General features: G+C 69.6%; 15 protein-coding genes and 4 pseudogenes. 9 read left to right on the top strand and 10 right to left on the bottom strand.

Going from position 1 to position 19,184, the window contains the following annotated elements; all coding sequences use genetic code 11:
- Positions 1-4: 4 nt before the first annotated feature.
- From ABB07_RS00085 to ABB07_RS00070, 4 genes and pseudogenes are all read right to left on the bottom strand, one after another.
- Entirely contained in the window at positions 5-4,291 is a 4,287-nt protein-coding gene (locus ABB07_RS00085; protein ID WP_208896626.1) for a HAMP domain-containing protein, read from the bottom strand.
- An 884-nt stretch (positions 4,292-5,175) separates the two neighbouring features.
- Entirely contained in the window at positions 5,176-6,111 is a 936-nt protein-coding gene (locus tag ABB07_RS00080) for an anti-sigma factor RsbA family regulatory protein (RefSeq protein ID WP_208896625.1), read from the bottom strand.
- Positions 6,108-6,467, bottom strand: coding sequence for an STAS domain-containing protein (locus tag ABB07_RS00075; RefSeq protein WP_244189135.1), 360 nt, complete (start codon positions 6,465-6,467; stop codon positions 6,108-6,110). Before ABB07_RS00075 ends, ABB07_RS00080 begins: the two co-directional genes overlap by 4 nt.
- A 512-nt stretch (positions 6,468-6,979) precedes the next feature.
- A pseudogene (locus ABB07_RS00070) lies at positions 6,980-7,438 on the bottom strand (ATP-binding protein); the annotation flags it as partial.
- Between the two features lie 255 nt (positions 7,439-7,693).
- Between ABB07_RS00070 and ABB07_RS00065 the strand changes: the two are divergent.
- A complete protein-coding gene (locus ABB07_RS00065) occupies positions 7,694-7,879 on the top strand; it encodes a CsbD family protein (protein ID WP_208896624.1) in 186 nt (61 codons plus the stop codon).
- Positions 7,880-8,008: 129 nt separating this feature from the next.
- Entirely contained in the window at positions 8,009-8,827 is an 819-nt protein-coding gene (locus ABB07_RS00060; RefSeq protein WP_208896623.1) for a YihY/virulence factor BrkB family protein, read from the top strand.
- Positions 8,828-9,215: 388 nt separating this feature from the next.
- Here the strand turns inward: ABB07_RS00060 and ABB07_RS00055 are convergent, their stop codons facing one another.
- The 3 genes from ABB07_RS00055 to dps form a co-directional block, all read right to left on the bottom strand.
- Complete coding sequence (locus tag ABB07_RS00055; RefSeq protein ID WP_208896622.1) at positions 9,216-9,668, bottom strand: PRC-barrel domain-containing protein; 453 nt, start codon at positions 9,666-9,668, stop codon at positions 9,216-9,218.
- Positions 9,665-10,270 carry a PRC-barrel domain-containing protein gene (locus tag ABB07_RS00050; RefSeq protein ID WP_208896621.1) on the bottom strand — a complete coding sequence of 202 codons (606 nt, stop codon included), beginning with the start codon at positions 10,268-10,270 and terminating at the stop codon, positions 9,665-9,667. The genes ABB07_RS00055 and ABB07_RS00050 overlap by 4 nt, the downstream gene beginning before the upstream one ends.
- Positions 10,271-11,096: 826 nt before the next feature.
- Positions 11,097-11,657: a DNA starvation/stationary phase protection protein Dps gene (gene dps / locus ABB07_RS00045; RefSeq protein WP_208896620.1), complete on the bottom strand. Its 561-nt coding sequence runs from the start codon at positions 11,655-11,657 to the stop codon at positions 11,097-11,099.
- A 107-nt stretch (positions 11,658-11,764) separates the two neighbouring features.
- On the opposite strand from dps, the gene ABB07_RS41840 reads away from it, so the two are divergent.
- The 5 genes and pseudogenes from ABB07_RS41840 to ABB07_RS00030 all read left to right on the top strand — a co-directional run bounded on the left by ABB07_RS41840 (position 11,765) and on the right by ABB07_RS00030 (position 14,100).
- Entirely contained in the window at positions 11,765-12,064 is a 300-nt protein-coding gene (locus ABB07_RS41840) for a hypothetical protein (RefSeq protein ID WP_425264838.1), read from the top strand.
- Positions 11,992-12,282: pseudogene (locus tag ABB07_RS41835) on the top strand (hypothetical protein); the annotation flags it as partial. The gene ABB07_RS41840 and the pseudogene ABB07_RS41835, both read left to right, overlap by 73 nt.
- Positions 12,283-12,371: 89 nt before the next feature.
- Positions 12,372-12,625, top strand: a pseudogene (locus ABB07_RS40350) (thiamine pyrophosphate-dependent enzyme); the annotation flags it as partial.
- Positions 12,626-12,722: 97 nt separating this feature from the next.
- A complete protein-coding gene (locus tag ABB07_RS00035) occupies positions 12,723-13,574 on the top strand; it encodes an RNA polymerase sigma factor SigF (protein ID WP_208903189.1) in 852 nt (283 codons plus the stop codon).
- Positions 13,575-13,863: 289 nt separating this feature from the next.
- Positions 13,864-14,100: a hypothetical protein gene (locus ABB07_RS00030; protein WP_208896619.1), complete on the top strand. Its 237-nt coding sequence runs from the start codon at positions 13,864-13,866 to the stop codon at positions 14,098-14,100.
- 7 nt (positions 14,101-14,107) lie between these two features.
- Here the strand turns inward: ABB07_RS00030 and glgX are convergent.
- Together glgX and ABB07_RS00020 are read right to left on the bottom strand one after the other, a co-directional pair.
- Positions 14,108-15,544, bottom strand: a pseudogene (gene glgX, locus ABB07_RS00025) (glycogen debranching protein GlgX); the annotation flags it as partial.
- A gap of 138 nt (positions 15,545-15,682) precedes the next feature.
- Entirely contained in the window at positions 15,683-16,219 is a 537-nt protein-coding gene (locus ABB07_RS00020; RefSeq protein WP_208896618.1) for a cysteine hydrolase family protein, read from the bottom strand.
- 735 nt (positions 16,220-16,954) lie between these two features.
- Between ABB07_RS00020 and ABB07_RS40345 the strand changes: the two genes are divergently transcribed.
- On the top strand, positions 16,955-17,176 hold the full coding sequence (locus ABB07_RS40345) for a DUF2071 domain-containing protein (protein WP_244189134.1): 222 nt from the start codon (positions 16,955-16,957) through the stop codon (positions 17,174-17,176).
- 205 nt (positions 17,177-17,381) lie between these two features.
- On the opposite strand, the gene ABB07_RS00010 is transcribed toward ABB07_RS40345, so the two are convergent.
- Positions 17,382-18,635 (bottom strand): IS110 family RNA-guided transposase, encoded by a 1,254-nt coding sequence (locus ABB07_RS00010; protein ID WP_425264797.1) that lies wholly within the window; start codon positions 18,633-18,635, stop codon positions 17,382-17,384.
- 237 nt (positions 18,636-18,872) lie between these two features.
- Here ABB07_RS00010 and ABB07_RS00005 point away from each other — a divergent pair.
- Positions 18,873-19,184 (top strand): IS110 family transposase (locus tag ABB07_RS00005; protein WP_482268062.1); only part of this gene is annotated, 312 nt, incomplete at its 3' end.

Below are 19,184 nucleotides of genomic sequence, written 5' to 3'. Positions count from 1 at the left end.
GCGCTCACGCGGAAAGCCAGCGTCGGACGCAGGCGATGAGGTCGCGGGTGTCGACGGGCTTGGTGACGTAGTCGCTGGCGCCGGCGGACAGAGACTTCTCCCGGTCGCCGGGCATCGCCTTGGCGGTGACGGCGATGATCGGCAGCTCGGCGTACTGCGGCAGCTTGCGGATCTCGGAGGTGGCTGTGTAGCCGTCCATCTCCGGCATCATCACGTCCATCAGCACCAACGCGATGTCGGGGTTGGCGAGCAGCGTGTCGATGCCCTTGCGCCCGTTCTCCGCGTGCAGCACCCGGAAGCCGTACATCTCCAGGATCCCGCTGAGTGCGAACAGGTTGCGTGCGTCGTCGTCGACGACCAGGACCGTACGGCCCCGGAAGCTGTCGTCCACCGGGGGTGCGAGGTCCTGCGGTTCCTCGACCCGGACAAGGGAGAGCGCCTCCCCGGGTGCCTCGGCGGCCAGGTGCAGGGCGATGCGTTCGCGCAGCTCGTCCAGGCTGGACAGGAACTCCAGGGACCCGTCGTCGCGGTGGGAGCGCAGTGCTTCGGCCCGTGCCACCTCCGGCCGGTGGCTGCTGTGGACGAGTACCGGAACGCTCGCCAGCCCCGAGTCGCCTTCGAGTGCCTGCAGGAACCGGCCCGCCTCCCCGCCGGACATGTCCAGGTCCAGTACGACGCAGTGGCAGGACTCGGTGGCCAGTGCGCCCGCTGCCTCCAGCGCTCCGACGGCGGTGATGACGTCCACCGCCGGCAACGGGAAGCCGTCGTCCGGGCGATGCCGGGCCACGTCCGCGACCACGCTCTCGGCGACCAGGGTCAGCAGGCCGCGCGGCCGTTCCTCCACCACCAGGAGTCGGCGCGGCCGCTGCTGGGGAATGGCCGACTGCGGCGAAGCGGTGGTCTGTCCCGCGGTGGCGGCCGATGCAAGTTCTGCCGGTTCTTTCGGGTTGTTCGGGGTGGGCCAACCGGCCTCGAGCAGCTCCTCGAAGTCCGGCCGGGCCACCGGCAGGTACAGCGTGAAGGTGCTGCCCCGGCCGGGCGCGCTGTCCACCGCCACGGCACCGCCGAGCAGATGCGCGATCTCCCGGGTGATGGACAGTCCGAGGCCGGTTCCGCCGTACTTGCGGCTCGTGGTGCCGTCCGCCTGCTGGAACGCCCCGAAGATCGACTCCAGGTGCTGCTCCGGAATACCGATGCCGGTGTCGCGCACCCGGAACGCCACGACGGCACCGCCGCGCACGACGTCCTGCGGAACCTCGTCGTCCGTTGCGGGCTCGATGGCCAGCTCGACACTGCCCTGCTCGGTGAACTTCACCGCGTTGGACAGCAGGTTGCGCAGCACCTGCCGTAGCCGGGAGTCATCGGTGAGCAGGTCGGCGGGCGCGCCCGCCGCGGTGGTGACCGCGAATTCCAGCCCCTTCTGGGTGGTCATGGGCCGGAAGGTGGCCTCGACGTACTCGATGAGCCGGCGCAGCGGCACCCGCTCCGGGGTGACGTCCATTTTGCCTGCCTCGACCTTCGACAGGTCCAGGATGTCGTTGATCAGCTGCAGCAGGTCGCTGCCCGCGGAGTGGATGATTCCCGCGTACTCGACCTGCTTCGGGGTGAGGTTGCGCGAGGGGTTCTGAGCGAGCAGCTGGGCGAGGATGAGCAGACTGTTGAGCGGAGTGCGCAGCTCGTGGCTCATGTTGGCCAGGAACTCCGACTTGTACTTCGAGGCCAGCGACAACTGCTGGGCGCGCGCCTCGAGTTCCCGCCGGGCCTGTTCGATCTGCAGGTTCTTCGCCTCGATGTCGCGGTTTTGCGCCGCCAGCAGCGAGGCCTTCTCCTCCAGTTCGGAGTTGGAGCGCTGCAGCTCGTCCTGCTGGGACTGCAACTCGGCCGAACGCGCCTGCAGCTCGGCGGTCAGCCGCTGAGATTCCTCCAGCAGCTCGTCGGTGCGGGCGTTGGCCACGATCGTGTTGACGTTGACGCCGAGCGTCTCGCGGAGCTGTTCCAGGAAGTCCCGGTGGACGGGCGTGAAGGCGGTGACCGACGCCAGCTCGATGACGCCGAGGACCTGGTCCTCGAAGAGGATCGGCAGCAGGATCAGCGCGGCCGGCACCGCCTGGCCGAGCCCGGAGGAGATGGTCACGTAGCCTTGGGGCAGCTCGTCGACGGTGATGGTACGGCGGCTGCGCGCGGCCTGGCCGACCAGTGAGCGGCCGAAGGAGAACCGGGTGGGCCGCCCGTCGTCGTCGGGCCTGCCGTAGGAACCGACAAGCCGCAGCTCCGGGCCGCGCTCACCGTCCTCGGCGAGGTAGAAGGCGCCGTACTGGGCCGACACCAGCGGTGTCAGCTCGTCCATGATGAGCTCAGCCACCACAGGAAGATCCCGGTGGCCCTGCATGAGGCCGGCGATGCGCGCCAGGTTTGTCTTGAGCCAGTCCTGCTCCTGGTTGGCCCGGGTGGTCTCGCGCAGCGACTCCACCATGGAGTTGATGTTGTCCTTGAGCTCGGCGACCTCGCCGGAGGCCTCCACCGTGATCGAGCGGGTCAGGTCGCCCTCGGCCACGGCGCTGGCCACGGCGCCGATGGCCCGTACCTGACGGGTCAGGTTGCCTGCCAGCTCGTTGACGTTCTCCGTGAGCCGCTTCCAGGTGCCCGAGACGCCCTCCACCTCGGCCTGGCCGCCCAGGCGTCCTTCGGTGCCGACCTCGCGGGCGACGCGGGTGACTTCGTCGGCGAAGGCGGAGAGCTGGTCCACCATCGTGTTGATGGTCGTCTTCAGCTCCAGGATCTCGCCGCGTGCGTCCACGTCGATCTTCTTCGACAGGTCGCCCCCGGCCACGGCGGTCGTCACCAGCGCGATGTTGCGTACCTGACCGGTCAGGTTGTTCGCCATGGAGTTGACGTTGTCGGTGAGGTCCTTCCACGTGCCGGCCACGTTCGGCACGTGGGCCTGGCCGCCGAGGCGTCCTTCGGTGCCGACCTCGCGGGCGACGCGGGTGACTTCGTCGGCGAACGCGGACAGGGTGTCTACCATCGTGTTGATCACATCGGCCAGTGCGGCGACCTCCCCCTCGGCCGCGACCGTGATCTTGCGGGACAGGTCGCCCCGCGCGACGGCCGTGGCGACCTGGGCGATGGAGCGCACCTGGCCGGTCAGGTTCGACGCCATCACGTTCACGTTGTCAGTGAGGGCCTTCCAAGTGCCCGACACACCCTTGACGTCGGCCTGGCCGCCGAGGCGTCCTTCGGTGCCGACCTCGCGGGCGACGCGGGTGACTTCGTCGGCGAAGGCGGAGAGCTGGTCGACCATCGTGTTGATGGTGTTCTTGAGTTCGAGGATCTCGCCGCGTGCGTCGACGGTGATCTTCTGCGACAGGTCGCCCTCGGCCACCGCGGTCGCCACCTGGGCGACGTTGCGGACCTGGGCGGTGAGGTTGCCCGCCATGAAGTTGACCGAGTCGGTCAAATCCCGCCAGGTGCCTTTGACGCCCTTGACGTCGGCCTGGCCGCCGAGGCGTCCTTCGGTGCCGACTTCGCGGGCGACGCGGGTGACTTCGTCGGCGAAGGCGGAGAGCTGGTCGACCATCGTGTTGATGGTGTTCTTGAGTTCGAGGATCTCGCCGCGTGCGTCGACGGTGATCTTCTGCGACAGGTCGCCCTTGGCCACCGCGGTCGTCACCTGGGCGACGTTGCGGACCTGGTTGGTCAGGTTGCCCGCCATGAAGTTGACCGAATCGGTGAGGTCCCGCCACACCCCCGCGACACCGGGCACCTTGGCCTGGCCGCCGAGGCGTCCTTCGGTGCCGACTTCGCGGGCGACGCGGGTGACTTCGTCGGCGAAGGCGGAGAGCTGGTCCACCATCGTGTTGACGGTTTCCTTCAGCTGCAGGATTTCCCCGCGCGCGGGCACGTCGATCTTCTGGGACAGGTCGCCCTTGGCCACGGCCGTGGCCACCTCGGCGATGTCACGGACCTGGGTGGTCAGGTTTCCGGCCATGGCGTTGACCGAGTCGGTCAGGTCGGCCCAGGTTCCGGAGACCCCCGGCACCTCCGCCTGCCCGCCGAGCGTCCCCTCGGTGCCGACTTCCCGGGCCACGCGCGTCACCTCGGAGGTGAACACGGACAGTTGGTCGACCATGCCGTTGAACACGGTCGCGATGTCGCCCATGAGACCGTCGGCGTCTTCCGGCAGACGTGTGCCGAAGTCGCCGTCCCGCACGGCCGTCAGCCCCGCCAGGAGCTGTCTGAGCTCCCCGTCGCCCGGCCCGGCGTCGACGAGCTCGGTCCTGTCGCTGGTCATGCGCACCCTCGTCCCGCTCCCCTGGAGCCCTCAGCAGTGAAGACTCGAACACGTGGGCCGCGGTGGGCCCGTGAACGTTGTGCATTCCCTCACCTCAAGGCATTAGTCGGGAGGGAAATACGCCGCAGGCTAACCCACTCGGGACCCGCCGAACAAAGCCCCCGGTCGCTGCGCACCAGGGAAGAAATCCGCCACGAAGAGGCACGCATGACACCGCAGTCACGGGGTATGTGACCTGGTTTTCGCGTCTCGGTGTCCACCACGATCGTGCCGTCGGAGTGCTGCAGTAGTGGCGCCCCCTGCGCAGCGCGCAACCGCCGATCCTGTGCATCGGTCGTCCATCGGGCGACGGCCGACCGCGCGTCCGTCGGCCGCCGTGAGTACCGGCTGTACACCCGGGCCGACCCGACCCCGTTCCGCACGCCGGACAGGCAGCTTGCTCCGCATAGCACCGGCACGCACGAGCACCGGCTCGCCATAGGGGAGCAGAGCACCAGCGGGCTTTCATGATGGCGGTGTTGGGTCCCTGTGACGGCCGGGTCGGCACGTACAGCACGTGGACTGACTTCGATGCTTTGTAGGCCGCACGCCCCGCCGTCGGCTATCCGTCGTCCCCCCACGAGCCGAACGGCGAGCCGGCACGAGAACATCCGAACGCCCAGGATGGTGTTCGGAACAACTCGCCACCGCGCTCGCCAACCGTGACGGCCGGGCTCGGTACCGACCGAAATCCATGCCCTGCTGCTGCACCGGCAAGCCGCCGCCGAGCTGCCCGACGACTGCAGCCTCCTCGTCGTCCTCTTCCCGGTCAACGGCTTGGCGGGAGGCGCGGCTTGTGGTCGGCTGGAGGGCGAGCGGTCTCGATGCCGCCGGGTCGGTAGTGATCAGCGGTCGATGTAGAAGCGGATCGTGGTACCCGCCTCACTGGTGTGGATGCGCACGAGGTCGGCGAGGTGGTTGACGAGGAGCAGGCCCCGGCCGCCGGGCCGTTCGGGTGCCGGGGGGCGCCGGCCGGCCAGTGGATCGGTGAGCCGGCCCGCGTCCTGCACCTCGCAGACGACCTGCTTGTCCTCCGCCCAGATCCGCAGCGTGCCGCCACCGGCTCCATGAACGACGCTGTTGGTGGTCAGCTCTGCCACCGCCAGCTGGAGGTCCTGCAGCCGCGTCCCCTCCAACCCCAGCCGCTCGCCCTGCCGTACGGCAAACTCGCGTACCGTCGGCAATTGGCCACTGCCTTCGAACTTCGTCGCCTGGGCGGCGGACGGCACGGGCAGAGCCTGGTTGTACCGGGCGACGACCTCCTCGGGACTGTACGCCGCCGAAGCCGTCTCGCTCCCCTCGGCGACCACCACCGGGTGGGTGGCCAAGGCGTCCTTCAGCACCTCCTGGTCGAGCCCGGCGACGTCGTACGGGCACAGAATGGTGACGGCGCGGCCGGTGAACGCCGCGTTGATCAGCGCCTCGTGCTGCACGCACGCGGGGTACTCCGCCGCGCTGCGACCGGGCCAGATCGGCTCACCGATGATGCGCACCCGTCCCCCGGCATGGGCATCGGCGAACCGGCGCAGCACTCCGGGAATGATCCGCCCCGGGTTCCGGCCGGCCTGCGTCATGTCCACGAAGTGAACACGGCGGGCCTGGTCACCGAGCCGGTCCTTGATCAGCCGGAGTCGGTCCGGCGGCGCGGCGACCGCAACCGGTTCCTCCCTGGCCAGCCCCTCGAGGACGAAGGGGACTGTACCTGCCACATACTGCTGCTCCCCGCTGTAGAACAGCGCCGGATGCACGAACTCCTGGGGCCCGGGGGCGGTGCCGGTCATGCAGCCACCTCGATCCCGCCCAGGCCGGACCAGAACAAGTCCAGAATGCGCGGTACCTGGGGCGGTGGTTGTTCAAGGACGAGCAGACGATCCCCACTCAGTGACCGTGCGGTCATCGCCAGATCCGTCACCCCGGCCACGTCGATGAACGTCAGCCGGGACATCTCGACGTACAGGCAGCTCTCGCTCCGCAGTGACAGCCGGCAGAGGGCTTCCTGCCACATCGGCCGCGTACCCACGCCGACCTCGCCTTTCGCATACACGCCTGGGCGCTCCAGCAGCGGACGTACTTCCAACCATGCCCCGCCGTGTGACGGCACGGCGCAGTGCCCCTCCGTTTCGAGTGGGACATCCACGCTCTTCCCCCCTCTGTCCGAATCGGCCCTCGACGGCGTACACCCGGATGAGTACAGCCGCTGTCCATCTATACCAGGCGTATGACGCCAACCCGGGCGAGTTGTCCGACGGCCGGAATTCGACGGTGTCGCGCAGAGCTTGCCGGGGGGATCGGTCACTGGTGAAGGGTGTCTACCGTCCGCCAGTGGCCGGGCCTGTGACCGATGATCAGGCCGAGGCGTAGGGGCGAGCCCACACGTCCCGAGCCGGAACGCTTCTCCTCGTTCCCGCTCGTGCTGATGGGCGGGGGCGAGGGGTTCCCGGTAACAGCCATCAGAAGTGCTGGGGTTCACACGTGGGACAACGTGCTCGACAGCCTCCCGAAGTCCGCCCAGCCGGGAGCAGACAAGGCCCCGCAAAAAGGAGATGCCGCTGACTTCACGCGTTCGCAACCGGCTTCACCGGTGTGAGCCGTCGGCGGAAAACGAGGGCGACCCCGTCCGGACCGGGCGTGGTCACATCGGCTGGTGACCGAGGCGTCTCCGCCGGGATCACCGGCCAACGCCACCGTGGCCGTGATGCGCTTGCCCACCCGCTCCCGGCGAACGGCAAAGCTCTGGCAGACCGCCATCACGATCTCGAGTCCGTGCTGCCCGATGCGGCTCGGGTCCGGCGCCAGGACGGCCGGCACTGCCGTACCGCTGTCCCAGACGCTCACCTGGGCGGCCCCGTCTTCAATCTTCAGCGTCAACAGGCACGGGCCAGGCGCGTACTTTCGGGCATTCGTCACCAGCTCGCTCACCACCAGCTGAACCATGCCCATCGCGCGGCTGGACACCGGTGGACCGTGCACCGCCTGCACATCCGTCAGGAAGAGACGGGCCAGCTCACGAGCCTTGGCGATCTTCTCGCTGCCCTCGAGGGCTGCGGACACCGATAGCGGACCCGCTATGAGCGGCTCCTGGCCCTCATCATGCCCAGCCGCGTCCATGTACACCGCCTCACGTTCCGAAGCGCCGGTTTCCATCAGGCCCCCGGATACCCACAAAACACGGTCCCAGGCATGACCGCCGAGTGTCGCGATCACGACGTCATGGTGACGATGCCGGGCCCGGCACGCGGCGCGGAGAGCGCCGTCCACGGCTGCCGTGCGAGTGGTCCGGTCTTGGAGGGGACATCATCCGGGGCGGCGCGGGTACAGGTGCCGGGGAACACGACGAGCCCGGGCTGGGAAGGAGCGGTTTCGATGAGCGGCGCGGACAAGGCAGGCAACGCCGGCGACAAGATCAAGGGCAAGGCCAAGGAAGCGGTCGGCAAGGCGGTCGGCAACGAGCGTCTGGAAGCCGAAGGCAAGGCCGACCAGGTCGAAGGTGACGTCAGGCAGGCGGGGGAGAAGGCCAAGGACGCGGCGAAGGACATCGTCGGGGACTGAACGGCATACCGACGAAGGCGGGTCATGGCTGATCGGGCCGTGGCCCGCCTTCGTACGCATACTCCGCGGATCTCCGGCGTCGAGCCGCCGAGGGAGAGGGGGACAGCCGGGGCGAGTGGGTGAGGGTGCATGGACTGGGCGGCCGCCCTGACGTACTACGCGGTCCTGGCCCTGTTCCCCGCACTGCTGGTCATCCTCTCGGTCATCGGGCTGACCATGCCCAAGACGACTCCTGAAGTGATCGACCGGATGACGGGGGTCGTCCGGGCCGCCTCGCGCGGACTGCTGCGCAGCGCACTCCGGCAAATGGCCGGTCAGTCGTCAGCGGCATGGATGCTGGTGTTCTTCGGTGTCGTGGGCGCGTTGTGGTCGGGCTGCAGTTATCTGAGCGTCTTTCGCAGGGCCCTGCACGCGATCCGCCGCGTCAGTGCGCACCGGCCGGTGTGGCACACGGTCCCCCGCATCATCGTCACGGCGATCGTGCTGATCAGCCTGCTGGTGACCACCACTCTCGCGCTGCTGGTGAGCGGCAGCCTGGCCGGGCGTCTGAGCCGGGCGTTGAACCTGGGCACCGTGCCCCAGACCGCGTGGGACACATTGCGCTGGCCTGTCCCGGCCGCCGTCGCGGGCGCCCTGGTGCTGGTGCTCTACCGTTCGGTCCCGTCCTGCTCGAGACCCGTGCGGAAGATGGCGCCGGGCGGCGGCCTGGCGGTCCTGCTCCTGCGGATCGTCTCGTTGGGCTTCACCGTCTACGCCTCGCATGTGAGCACCTACTACCGCCTGTACGGCTCGCTGGCAGGCGTGGTGGTCTTTCTCGTCTGGCTGTGGCTGTCCAACCTCGCGCTTCTGATCGGCGCCCAGTTCGACGCCGAGTTGGCGAAACCTGCCGCGCTACGGCCGGCAGCGATCACCGGTTCCGCGTCCCCGACCGCGCTGCCTCCCGGCTGACGGTACGGGTCATGACCGTCGTCAGTGCCGGCAGCGCGGGGCGAGCGGGGGAGGGAGTGACATGACGCAATCCGAACCGTACGTGTCCCGGCGTGGCGCCGGTCGCCGCCGTCCGCTTGAGCACCGGCGCGGGACTCGACGAGCTGCGCGATGGACCGGTGGGCCGGCCGGTGGGCCTGGACGTGATCCGGCCCCCTGGCCGTCCCGTCCGCCGCTGACGTCGTACACCGCCGGTCGGGCCTGGGCCTGCCGCACGCCTGTCGCGGGAGGGGACAACGCACGTCCGCGGCGGCGAACGGCCCGCCGCGTCTCCGTTGCGTCTGCCGACCGCCGACCGGACGAGGGGGCCGCCGATATGGGACCCCGGGTGGCTACGACCGTGCGCAGCTCACTCCCGTGCCCCAGGAGGCCCGGCGGGCTCGACACGGACCACCACGGCGTAGGAGCCGAGGCCGAGGAGGTGGTCTGCGGGGACGTCACCGAGCGCCGTGTAGAGCGTGAGGATGTGCCCGGTCGTGTTGTCGAAGGCGATGTCCTTGACGGTGCCGAGCGCGGTGCCGTGTTCCGTCAGGACCCGGTGCCCGAGGGCCTCGTGGTGGGCGGGAACGTCGCTCTGCCCCGGATCGGTGCCGGTGCGGGAGCGCACGATGACGGCGTCCCGACCGACGGCTTCGATCGCGTTCCAGGCGATGGTCGTGGCGTGTTTCGGGGCCCCGGACAGACGCAGGCAGGCGACCCGCCCGTTGCGGGCATCGATGGTCAGCGACTCCACGCGCCCGAGCTGTTCGGCATCTACGGCGGTGATCACGGGCAGGCCCAGGGCCTGGGAGAACATCATCATGCCGCACCTCCTTCTCCGGCCGCGGGCACGCCGGCGCGTGGTTGCGCGGCCTGTGCGCGGAAGGCCTCGACCTGGGCGCTGAAGCTGGGCAGGTCGTCGGCGACGAAGCGGCTGGCGTGCGCGGGGACGACCAGGGCCCGGCCGGAGACGGCCAGTGTTTCCCCGCGCGGGATGAACGTCTTCCGCTTCCGGGAATCGAGGTTCTCGTGGGCGGCGATCTCGAATCCGATGACCCGTCCGGCGACACCGGCCTCGATCACCACGTCCAGGACCGTGCCCACCTCGGTCCCCTGGTCGGTGACGACGGGCGCGCCGAGGACCTGACCGCGTTCGGCTTCGCCGGCCCCCACGACCGTGTCGCATTTCTCCAGGACCGCCCCACTGGGAATCATCACGGCGGACGGTCCGATGGCGTGCACTCCGGAGAAGGGGAGGCTCTCCTTGAGAGGGCCGGACAACAGCCCGCGTCCGCTCAGGGTGAAGCCCGTGATCCGACCGGCCTGAGCGTCGAAGACGGTGTCGCGGATCTGGGCGACCGCCTCGCCGCCCAGCGTCACGACCACGCGCTTGGTCAGTTCGGAGGCGAGCATCAGGGTGTTCACCGTCCCCCCTCCCCGCCGCTCCGGTGACCCGAACGCACCGCGATCACCGTGCCGTTACGGCGTTTTGCCTGGACTGCCAACGTTATCGCGGCGAGCAATCCTGCCACCGCGATCAGCAGGACCACCCAGCCCCACCATTCCATCGCGGACCTCCTTGCTTGCGAAGTCACCCGGGCCGTCGCGCTGTGTGCACGTCCCTGGGCTATCCGGTTGCCCGCGGTAAGGGCGTTGCACGCCTCCGGCGCACCCGTGAGGCGCGGTGGGAGACGTCAGGTCAGCCGCGGTCTTCTTCAGGGGCGGCGGGCAGGGTCGGGCGGCAGCGGGTGCCGGCTGGCGTACGAGGTGTCGCTCCACGCGGGGGAGCGTGGCGAACTTCCGCTCTCCCCGGCGTTTCGTGGGTCGGAAGCGGGGAGCCGGCGCATCGTCGGGGCCGAGGGCGCAGGCCGGGAGGGGGGAGCGCTGCCGCGGCCCTGCCCTCAGTGTGAGCAGGACCTGGTGCAGGACATCACCCCGTCGTGGCGGTACGCGCCTTCTGCCGGGGGGAAGGAGGACAGCAGCCTCGCGCGCGAGTCCGTCGTCTCCGGCGGCTGGCTGTGCGAGTGCATCACTTGCGCGGTCCACGGCTGCGAGAACGTGCGGCGGGGCTCGCACCCAAGCAACCGACGGTCTCCGGGGGCGGGTTGGCTGTCCCGCTCCGCTCTCCACCGGGCCGTCGTACGGTGTGCCGCCCGGAGCCGGTGCCGCAGACGCGATTCTGCGTGCGGGCGACGGTCGGCGGCCGTGCCCGGCCTCGGCCGAGGGCCCGGCCGCCGTTGCCGGGGGCTGTTCAGCTTCGTTCGGCGCCCTTGGCGGCGGCCTCCTCCTCGGTCCGGGCCTGTCCGGTGGCGAGCGTGCCGCCCGCGGTCTCCAGGTGGGCCCGCACGAACCACTGGAACTGCTCCAGGTCGCGCAGCTGCTCGATGAGAAGGTCCTCGGTGGCGGTGTCGTCGCCTGCCTCCTTGATCGCGGCGCGGACTCCTTCGATCACGCCTGTGTAGACGAGGTCGAGGGCGCCGAGATGGGCGATGGCGTCGGCCCGCCCGATGGCGTAGTCGTCCCAGGTGCGTTCGGCCACGAGTGCCCCCGGCGTCCCCTGCGCGACACCGCCGAGCGCGGCGATGCGCTCCGCCACGTCGTCGGCCATGTCCCGGACCCGGTCGACCTGCGGGTCGATCATCTCGTGGACGGCGATGAAGTGCGGACCGACCACGTTCCAGTGCACGTGCTTGAGCGTCAGGTGCAGATCGTTCAGGGCGTGCAGGCGCAGCCGGAGCAGACCGATCAGTCGGCCGGCCGCCTCGCGCTCGATGCCGGGGACGGTGTAGTTCGGGGTCAGATCCTGAGTCATGGCTCACCTCGGTATGTCTGTGAAGACCTGGTTTCCGCGCCGATAGCGCGTCCGCCCCAGCTCGCCTGCCCCGGTTCGTCGTGCGCAGACATGGGCGATGGAGGCCGGTGCCGTCTCGGCGCGCCTGGCAGGCGGTAACCGGGCAAAGCGCGCGGGGGTGCCGCGGCCGGGAGTTCGCTCAGGACGCCGGTGAGGGAGGACTGTCCGAGTACCACCTGCGGCCCGGGGGCGACCTCCTGTGGGAGATCGGCACCGGGTACGTCGGCTGCCGGACCCGGGACGGGGACTTCGACGCGGCCGAATTCACCTACGAGGCCGCGCACGACGACGTCAAGTGCCTGTCCACGAAACCGTCGCAAGGCGCCAAACCGCCGGCATCGGTGGTGTCCTGCCCGGCGCCAAGGTGAACGCCGAGATCGCCCGCGTCCCGCGCGTGCCCGAGGGCCGTACGGTCGTCTCGCGCCGTACCACCGGATGTTCTCCGCCCCGCGCGCTCACCGTGCACAACGTCCTCGAGGGGACCGGCCTGCGCGACCTGATCAGGGTCGGCGTCAGCGGCAGGATCGCCACGGGCACCCACCTCGTCGAGCGCATGGTGCAAGGGCCCGACTACGGCAATGCCGCACGAGCCATGGTGTTCGCCGTCGGCTGCAACCGAGCCCAGCGCCACACGAACACCTGCCCGCAACGGCGTCACGACCCAGGAACCCGTCGGGCCGCGCCCTCGACGACCCCGACTTCGCCGCCGTGGCCGAGGCCATGGGCATCACCGGGATCCCCAGGACGGGTCCGGCCGAGATGGACGGCGCCGTGCGCCGCGCTCTCGGCGGTCCGGGCCGGGTGCGCTCGTCGTCCTCACCAGCCCCGACGAGATCGCGGTACCGGCCGAGCCGACCGTGGAGCAGGGCTGGGGCTTCGCGCCGGCCAAGGTCAAGGAGGTCGTACGCAGCCACGGGGAGCAGGAATGAGAGAAGCGGGAGGAATGCTGCTCGGACTGCCGGGTATCCGCCTGCTTGCCGGGGACGACCGGCAATGGCACAACCGATCAACTGGGAGGGGCGCACGATGGCGACGACGGTCGTACCAACTGCCGAGGAGACGGTGGACGTACCGGGCGTACCGGAGATCGCAGACCCTTCCAAGGTCACGCCGAGGGACGCGCGGGAGCTGTCCAAGGTGTTCTTCGACCAGCTCGCGGTGCTGGAGGAGGGCACGCCGGAGTACCAGTACGCGCGCAACACGCTCATCGAGATGAACATGTCCCTCGTCCGCTACGCGGCCGGCCGGTTCCGCAGCCGCGGCCCGCAGGAGATGGAGGACATCGTCCAGGTCGGCATGATCGGCCTGATCAAGGCGATCGACCGGTTCGAGCTGTCCCGCGAGGTCGAGTTCACCTCCTTCGCCGTGCCGTACATCGTCGGCGAGATCAAGCGGTTCTTCCGCGACACCTCCTGGGCCGTGCACGTACCGCGCCGACTCCAGGAGGCGCGCGTCCAACTTGCCTGTGCAAAGGAGGAGTTGAGCAGCAGGCTCGGCCGGACGCCGACCACCAAGGAGCTGTCGGAGCTGATGTGCCTGCCCGAGGAGGAGGTCGTGGAGGCCCAGCTCGCCTCCAACGGCCACAGGTCGACCTCCCTCGACGCGGCGATCAACGGCAGCGAGGACGGTGAAGCCGCGCTGGCCGACTTCATCGGCAACGAGGACGCCGCCCTGGGCCTGGTAGAGGACTTCCGCACCCTCGCCCCGCTGATCGCCCAACTCGACGAGCGCGAACGCAAGCTCATCCACTGGCGCTTCGTCGAGGAACTCACCCAGGCCCAGATCGGCGAACGCCTCGGCGTCTCCCAGATGCACGTCTCCCGGCTGCTCTCCCGTCTCTTGGCCCGCCTGCGCGAAGGCATGCTCACCACTGGATGAGGCCCGGGCGCCCGACAGCCGGCTGTCCTCGCGGCCAGGCGCAGCGCCGGACACCGCGGGGTCCTGAGGGTCGGCAGGACCCCGCCGCAGTTCGACGGCCGCGGGAGGGGACCGGATGCGGGCACCGAGAGCCGGACCCCGGGCCTCCGAGGCCGCCGGCACGGAGGGGCACGATGGCAGGCCCTGCTCTTGGACGGTCTGGGCGAGCACACGGCCCGGCACCCGGTCCCGCACCGCGCTCCGCACTCCGCGCAGGAGGAACACCGGTGGTGGCGGTTGACGTGCGCATGTGCCGATCACCCTGACCCTCGTCGGCGCGCTCGGCGCCGGTTTCCTCAAGGGCTTCCGCGAGGCCATCGGCGTCGCGGTGGCCCTGGTGGGCGCCCACCTGGCCGCCGACATCGTCGTGCCAGCCGTCACCACTGGCACGTCGTCGGCCATCCGGTACGGATCAGCGACTGGGCCGGCGCGCACGGATCACTGCGACTGCTCGCCCCCGCGCGAGCGGCTGCCGTGCGTCCAGTGAGCTGAGGTCAGCCGTCCTGGTGAGCGCGGAGCACGAGCATGGAGCGCGCTTCCGTCTCCACCTCGGTGCCGCACTTGATCAGCGGCCGGTACTCGGTGCAGGGGATGGCCGTGTCCACCTCCACCGCCCACCACGGGCCGAGTCCTTCGGGGACGGTGAAGGCTAGCGGCTGGCTGTGGGCGTTGAAAAGGAGAAGGAACGAGTCGTCCACCACGGGCAGGCCCCTCAGGTCCGGTTCCGTGATGGCCTTGCCGTTGAGGTGGACCATTAGGGACCTGGCGAAGCCGGTGTCCCAGTCGGTGTCGGTCATCTCCCGTCCGGCGGGGGTGAACCAGGCGATGTCCTTCGCCTCGGTGCGGCTCCCCTGAGCGGGACGTCCCTTGAAGAACCGTCGCCGGCGGAAGACGGGATGGCTGCGGCGCAGGGTGATCAGCTTGCCGGTGAAGTCGAGGAGTTCGCTTCCTTCCGTGACCTGGGCCCAGTCGATCCAGGTCAGTTCGTTGTCCTGGCAGTAGGCGTTGTTGTTGCCGCGCTGGCTGCGGCCGAGTTCGTCGCCGTGCAGCAGCATGGGTACGCCTTGGGAGAGCAGCAGCGTGGCGAGGAGGTTGCGCTGCTGGCGGGCGCGTAGCGCGAGGATGCCGCGGTCTTCGGTGGGGCCCTCCGCGCCGCAGTTCCAGGAGCGGTTGTGGTCCTCGCCGTCGCGGTTGTCCTCGCCGTTGGCCTGGTTGTGCTTGTCGTTGTACGAGACCAGGTCGCGCAGGGTGAAGCCGTCGTGTGCGGTGACGAAGTTGATGGAGGCGTAGGGTTCGCGTCCGTCGTTCTGGTACAGGTCGGAGGATCCGGTGAGGCGGGAGGCGAACTCGCCGAGTGTGCCGCCCTCGCCGCGCCAGAAGTCGCGTACGGTGTCGCGGTACTTGCCGTTCCACTCGGTCCACAGCGGCGGGAAGTTGCCCACCTGGTAGCCGCCGTCGCCGACGTCCCAGGGCTCGGCGATGAGCTTCACCTGGGAGATGACCGGGTCCTGCTGGGCGAGGTCGAAGAACGACGACAGCCGGTCCACCTCGTGGAACTGCCGGGCCAGGGTGGCGGCCAGGTCGAAGCGGAAGCCGTCGACGTGCATCTCGGTCACCCAGTAGCGCAGCGAGTCCATGATCAGCTGCAAGGTGTGCGGATGGTTCATCCGCAGGCTGTTGCCCGTGCCCGTGGTGTCCCGGTAGAACCGCGGATCCTCCGCGGCCAGACGGTAGTACGCCGCGTTGTCCAGCCCCCGCAACGACAGCACGGGGCCGAGGTGGTTGCCCTCGGCGGTGGGGTTGTACACCACGTCGAGGATCACCTCGATCCCCGCCTCGTGCAGGGCCTTGACCATCGAGCGGAACTCCTGCACCTGCTCGCCGCGCTGCCCGGAGGAACAGTAGGCGTTGTGCGGGGCGAAGAAGCCGATGGCAGCGAGTCAAGATCAGTGATCTACGCATGCCCAGGATCGAGGAATCCGCAGCCGCGAGTGGCGGCGCTGTGCCGTACGGCCCTCGCGGGAAGCTCATTTCCGGCCTCCGTAGGCGGCTCGCACCGCAGCGGCCTGTCACATCCAGAGTTCCTGGCTCCTGCACACGCGCGCGCCCATATTCCGCTCCATCATCCGCAGTGCCGCCCGAGCGAGATCCGCATGGATGTGCGCGACAGCGTCCTCGGGGACGGTCACCTGGAAATGCCGGATGTGGGCGTCCAGGGCTGAATAGAGCACGCACTGTTCGGTGACCTGTCCGCAGAGCACCAGCTGCTCAATGCCCTGCTGCCGCAGCAGGTACTGAAGCGGGGTGTCGAAGAACACCGAGTGGCGGGTCTTGAGAACGAACAGGGAGTCCGCGTCGGGCCGCAGCGGTTCCACGAGATGAGCGTGCGGCCCCGCGAGAGCACGGTTGAGCAGCTCACCGTGATGGGAGCGCCACTCGCCGAAGTTGTCGTTGACATAGATGACCGGGACCGAACGGCGCCGTGCGCGCTCCGCAAGGTCGGATACGACCGGCACGACCGACTCGGCCGAGGGGAGCAGCAGTTCGGCGTCCTCGTGGTCGTACGTGTTGATCATGTCGATGATGATCAGAGCGGCCTTGCTCACGAGATGAGGTTTCCGTCCAGGTTGAGTCGGGCGACCACAGCCTCCGTTTCCGGATCACACGGCGGAGTAACCACTCTCCCTGCGTCTCTTGGAGGCGCATTCGCAACTGTAACTCTCCCGGGTGCCGGGTGCCGGGTGCCGGGTGCCGGGTGCCGGGTGCCGGTGCCGGCTGCGGTCGCGGCGGTTCGGTGGAGCTGATGATGCGCAGGACCCCGAAGGCCCGCAGGATGGGCGCGGGGCCCGTGTCCGTGAGACCGGTCGCCAGGCTGTACTCCGCCTCGCCGCGATGCTCCTCCAATGCGGTGTGGTGGAGCCCGACGAACTCGACAAGATCGCGCCGGGCCGCTCGCGGACCAGGGACTCGACGACGACGGAACCGTCCTGCTCACCGAGTGGTGGGGCGCACCGGCAGAGACTGATCCCGTGAACCGTGGCCGAGTGCAGGCAGCGGTGACCGGCGCCGGCCAGCCCGCTCCCCGTTGCGGCAGGCGTCTGGCCGTGCGGGCGTAGCCTTCCTGGCTGCGGGCCGGGACGTGCACCAGCGGACGCAGACGCCGGCGCCCCGGGGAATCCAGCGTCCGCCGGAGTCCTGGCCCGACCCGGGGCCGCCCGGGCCGCCGTAGGCGCGGCGCTCATGACCAGCGGGGGACGTCGTCGGGGGAGAGGCCGGGCCGAGCGCGGCGCCGACGCGGGGTGGCGCGCGTTCCCCCGGCCGGGCGAGGAGACTCGCGGTGCGTGGTGGCCTACGGTGCGGAGCACAGGGTGCGGCTGCCGGCGCTGCGTGCAGGCTGGCTGGCGCAGACGTTCGTCCACTGGTCGCCCGTGCAGGCAGTCCAGGCGCTGGTGCCCGAGCCTCTGGTCGTGGATGAGCACGAGGGCGTGGTCCGAGTCGGGCTCACGCCGTTCGTGAGGGCGGACGTACGCCCGGCGTACCGGCCGGGCTGCCCACGTTCCTGAAGATCAGCCCGAGGACCTATGTGCGGCACCCCAGCGGCCGGGACGGGCCGTGGTTCTTCTCCCTCGAGGTCGTCTGCCCGCTGATGCCGGCGGCGCCAGGAATCGGCACGCCCTCTCACCCCGGCGCCCTTCGACGTCACCAGGCGGGAGAAGACCTTCGTCCACTCCGGGCGGAGATGGGAGGGGGGTGCCCCTATGGGTTTCGTCAACCCGTGGGGGCGGGTTGGGGGTCGTAGAAGGTGCCGTCGCGGAGCATCGCGAAGAGCACGTCGGCTCGGCGTCTTGCGAGGCAGAGGAGGGCTTGGGTGTGGTGCTTTCCCTGGGCGATCTTCTTGTCGTAGTAGGCGCGGGAGGCCGGGTCGGTCAGGGCCGCGAATGCGGAGAGGAAGAAGGCTCGTTTGAGCTGCTTGTTTCCTCTGCGGGAGGGTTGTTCTCCGCGGATCGAGGATCCGGAGCTTCGGGTCGCCGGGGCGAGCCCGGCGTAGGCCGCGAGGTGGGCGGCGGACGGAGAACTGCTGCCGTCGCCGACGTCGATGAGGATCCTGGCTCCGGTCCTGACCCCGATCCCGGGCATGGAGGTCAGGACCTTGGAAAGAGGGTGGGCCTCCAGCAGTTCCTCGATCCGGGCGGCGAGGAGTTTGCGCTGGTCGAGCACCGATTTCAGCTGATTGGCGAGGCTGGGGACCAGCGCGGCCGCGTCGGTGCCGGGAACGACGACGGCCTGTTCGTCGAGCGCGGTGAAGACGTCGTCGACCAGGCGCTCGGCCATCCGCGGGGCTTTGGCCCGTATCAGATTGACCAGCCTGCGGCGTCCGGCCTTTCTCAACTGGGCGGGCGAGCCGAACTGGTCGAGCATCAGCAGCACGGCCGGGTGCTGGATGCGTGGGCCCAGGACTCGCTCCAGCGAGGGATGGATCTGGGTGAGCAGGCCGCGCAGCCGGTTGCTGATGCGGGTCGCCTCGCCGGCGAGGTCGTCGTCGAAGCCCACGATCATCTCCAGCTCGGCGACGGTCTCGTCTTCCAGCTCGAGGGCGCGGAGCGTGTGTGGCATGGCGCGGGCGGCGTCCGCGATGATGAACGCGTCGCGGGCATCCGTCTTGGCTTCGCCGGGGTAGAGATCGGCGATCCGCCGCATGGTCAGGCCCGGCAGATAGGCCACCTGGCAGCCGGCTTCCCGGGCGACGGCCAGGGGCAGGGCGCCGATGGAGGCGGGCTGGTCGACGACCACGAGCACGGTGCCGTGCTTGGCCTGCAGCTTCTCGAAGAGTTCCCGCAGCTTGGGTTCGCTGTTGGGCAGCCGCTTGTCGAAGGCTTTCTTCCCTGCCGGGGTGACGGCGGTGGCGTGGTGTTCGCCCTTGCCGACGTCCAGGCCGAGGAAGGCGCCGATGTCACTGGTGTCGATCACGTGCGTCCTCCGGTCGAGCGTCCCGGCCTCACCTGCGGCACCAGCTGCCGGCATCCACATGACGAAGAGCCTCCCAAGTCCCTGGCGGGAAGCGGTGGTCATGGCGGCTCGTCAGAGCTTGCCGTGCCCCCGAGATGTCTGCCGGACGTCGACGTCGGCCTGGCCCACCCGTGGGCTTGATCAGCAGCTTGTCCGCCATTTCGACGTGACTCATCACAGTTCTGCCACGCGGTGACTCCACCCAGGCCGACGCCGGCTACGGCCGTCCAGCCCTTGAAGGAGAACAACCGCGTGACCATGCTCGCAGAACAGGTCGACGGCGTCATCGGCGTCGACCCCCACCGCGACACGCTCGCCGCTGCAGCCGTCAGCCCGATCGGTGCCGTCCTGTCCGCTACCGATGCCCCGGCCAACGCCCGCGGCTACCGTCTCCTGCTCGAGTTCGCCCGCCAGCACATACCCGGCCGCCGCTGCTGGGCGTTGGAAGGTATCGGGAGCTATGGAGCTGGCCTGGCCTCTTTCCTTGACCAGGCCGGCGAACGCGTCGTGGAAGTCTGCCGCCCCAAGCGGCCCGCCGGGGGCAGCGGCCTCGCCCAGGCGCTT

Source organism: Streptomyces incarnatus, from assembly GCF_001027185.1.
Taxonomy (GTDB): domain Bacteria; phylum Actinomycetota; class Actinomycetes; order Streptomycetales; family Streptomycetaceae; genus Streptomyces; species Streptomyces puniciscabiei.
This window is presented reverse-complemented; position numbering and strand designations above follow the sequence as displayed.

Bases quoted from the DNA above. Each gene is read 5' to 3' on its own strand.
- ABB07_RS00085 (WP_208896626.1), bottom strand. From the start codon at position 4,291: ATGACCAGCGACAGGACCGAGCTCGTCGACGCCGGGCCGGGCGACGGG.
- ABB07_RS00080 (WP_208896625.1), bottom strand. From the start codon at position 6,111: ATGACCGGCACCGCCCCCGGGCCCCAGGAGTTCGTGCATCCGGCGCTG.
- ABB07_RS00065 (WP_208896624.1), top strand. From the start codon at position 7,694: ATGAGCGGCGCGGACAAGGCAGGCAACGCCGGCGACAAGATCAAGGGC.
- ABB07_RS00060 (WP_208896623.1), top strand. From the start codon at position 8,009: ATGGACTGGGCGGCCGCCCTGACGTACTACGCGGTCCTGGCCCTGTTC.
- ABB07_RS00055 (WP_208896622.1), bottom strand. From the start codon at position 9,668: ATGATGATGTTCTCCCAGGCCCTGGGCCTGCCCGTGATCACCGCCGTA.
- dps (WP_208896620.1), bottom strand. From the start codon at position 11,657: ATGACTCAGGATCTGACCCCGAACTACACCGTCCCCGGCATCGAGCGC.
- ABB07_RS00035 (WP_208903189.1), top strand. From the start codon at position 12,723: ATGGCGACGACGGTCGTACCAACTGCCGAGGAGACGGTGGACGTACCG.
- ABB07_RS00010 (WP_425264797.1), bottom strand. From the start codon at position 18,635: ATGCCGGCAGCTGGTGCCGCAGGTGAGGCCGGGACGCTCGACCGGAGG.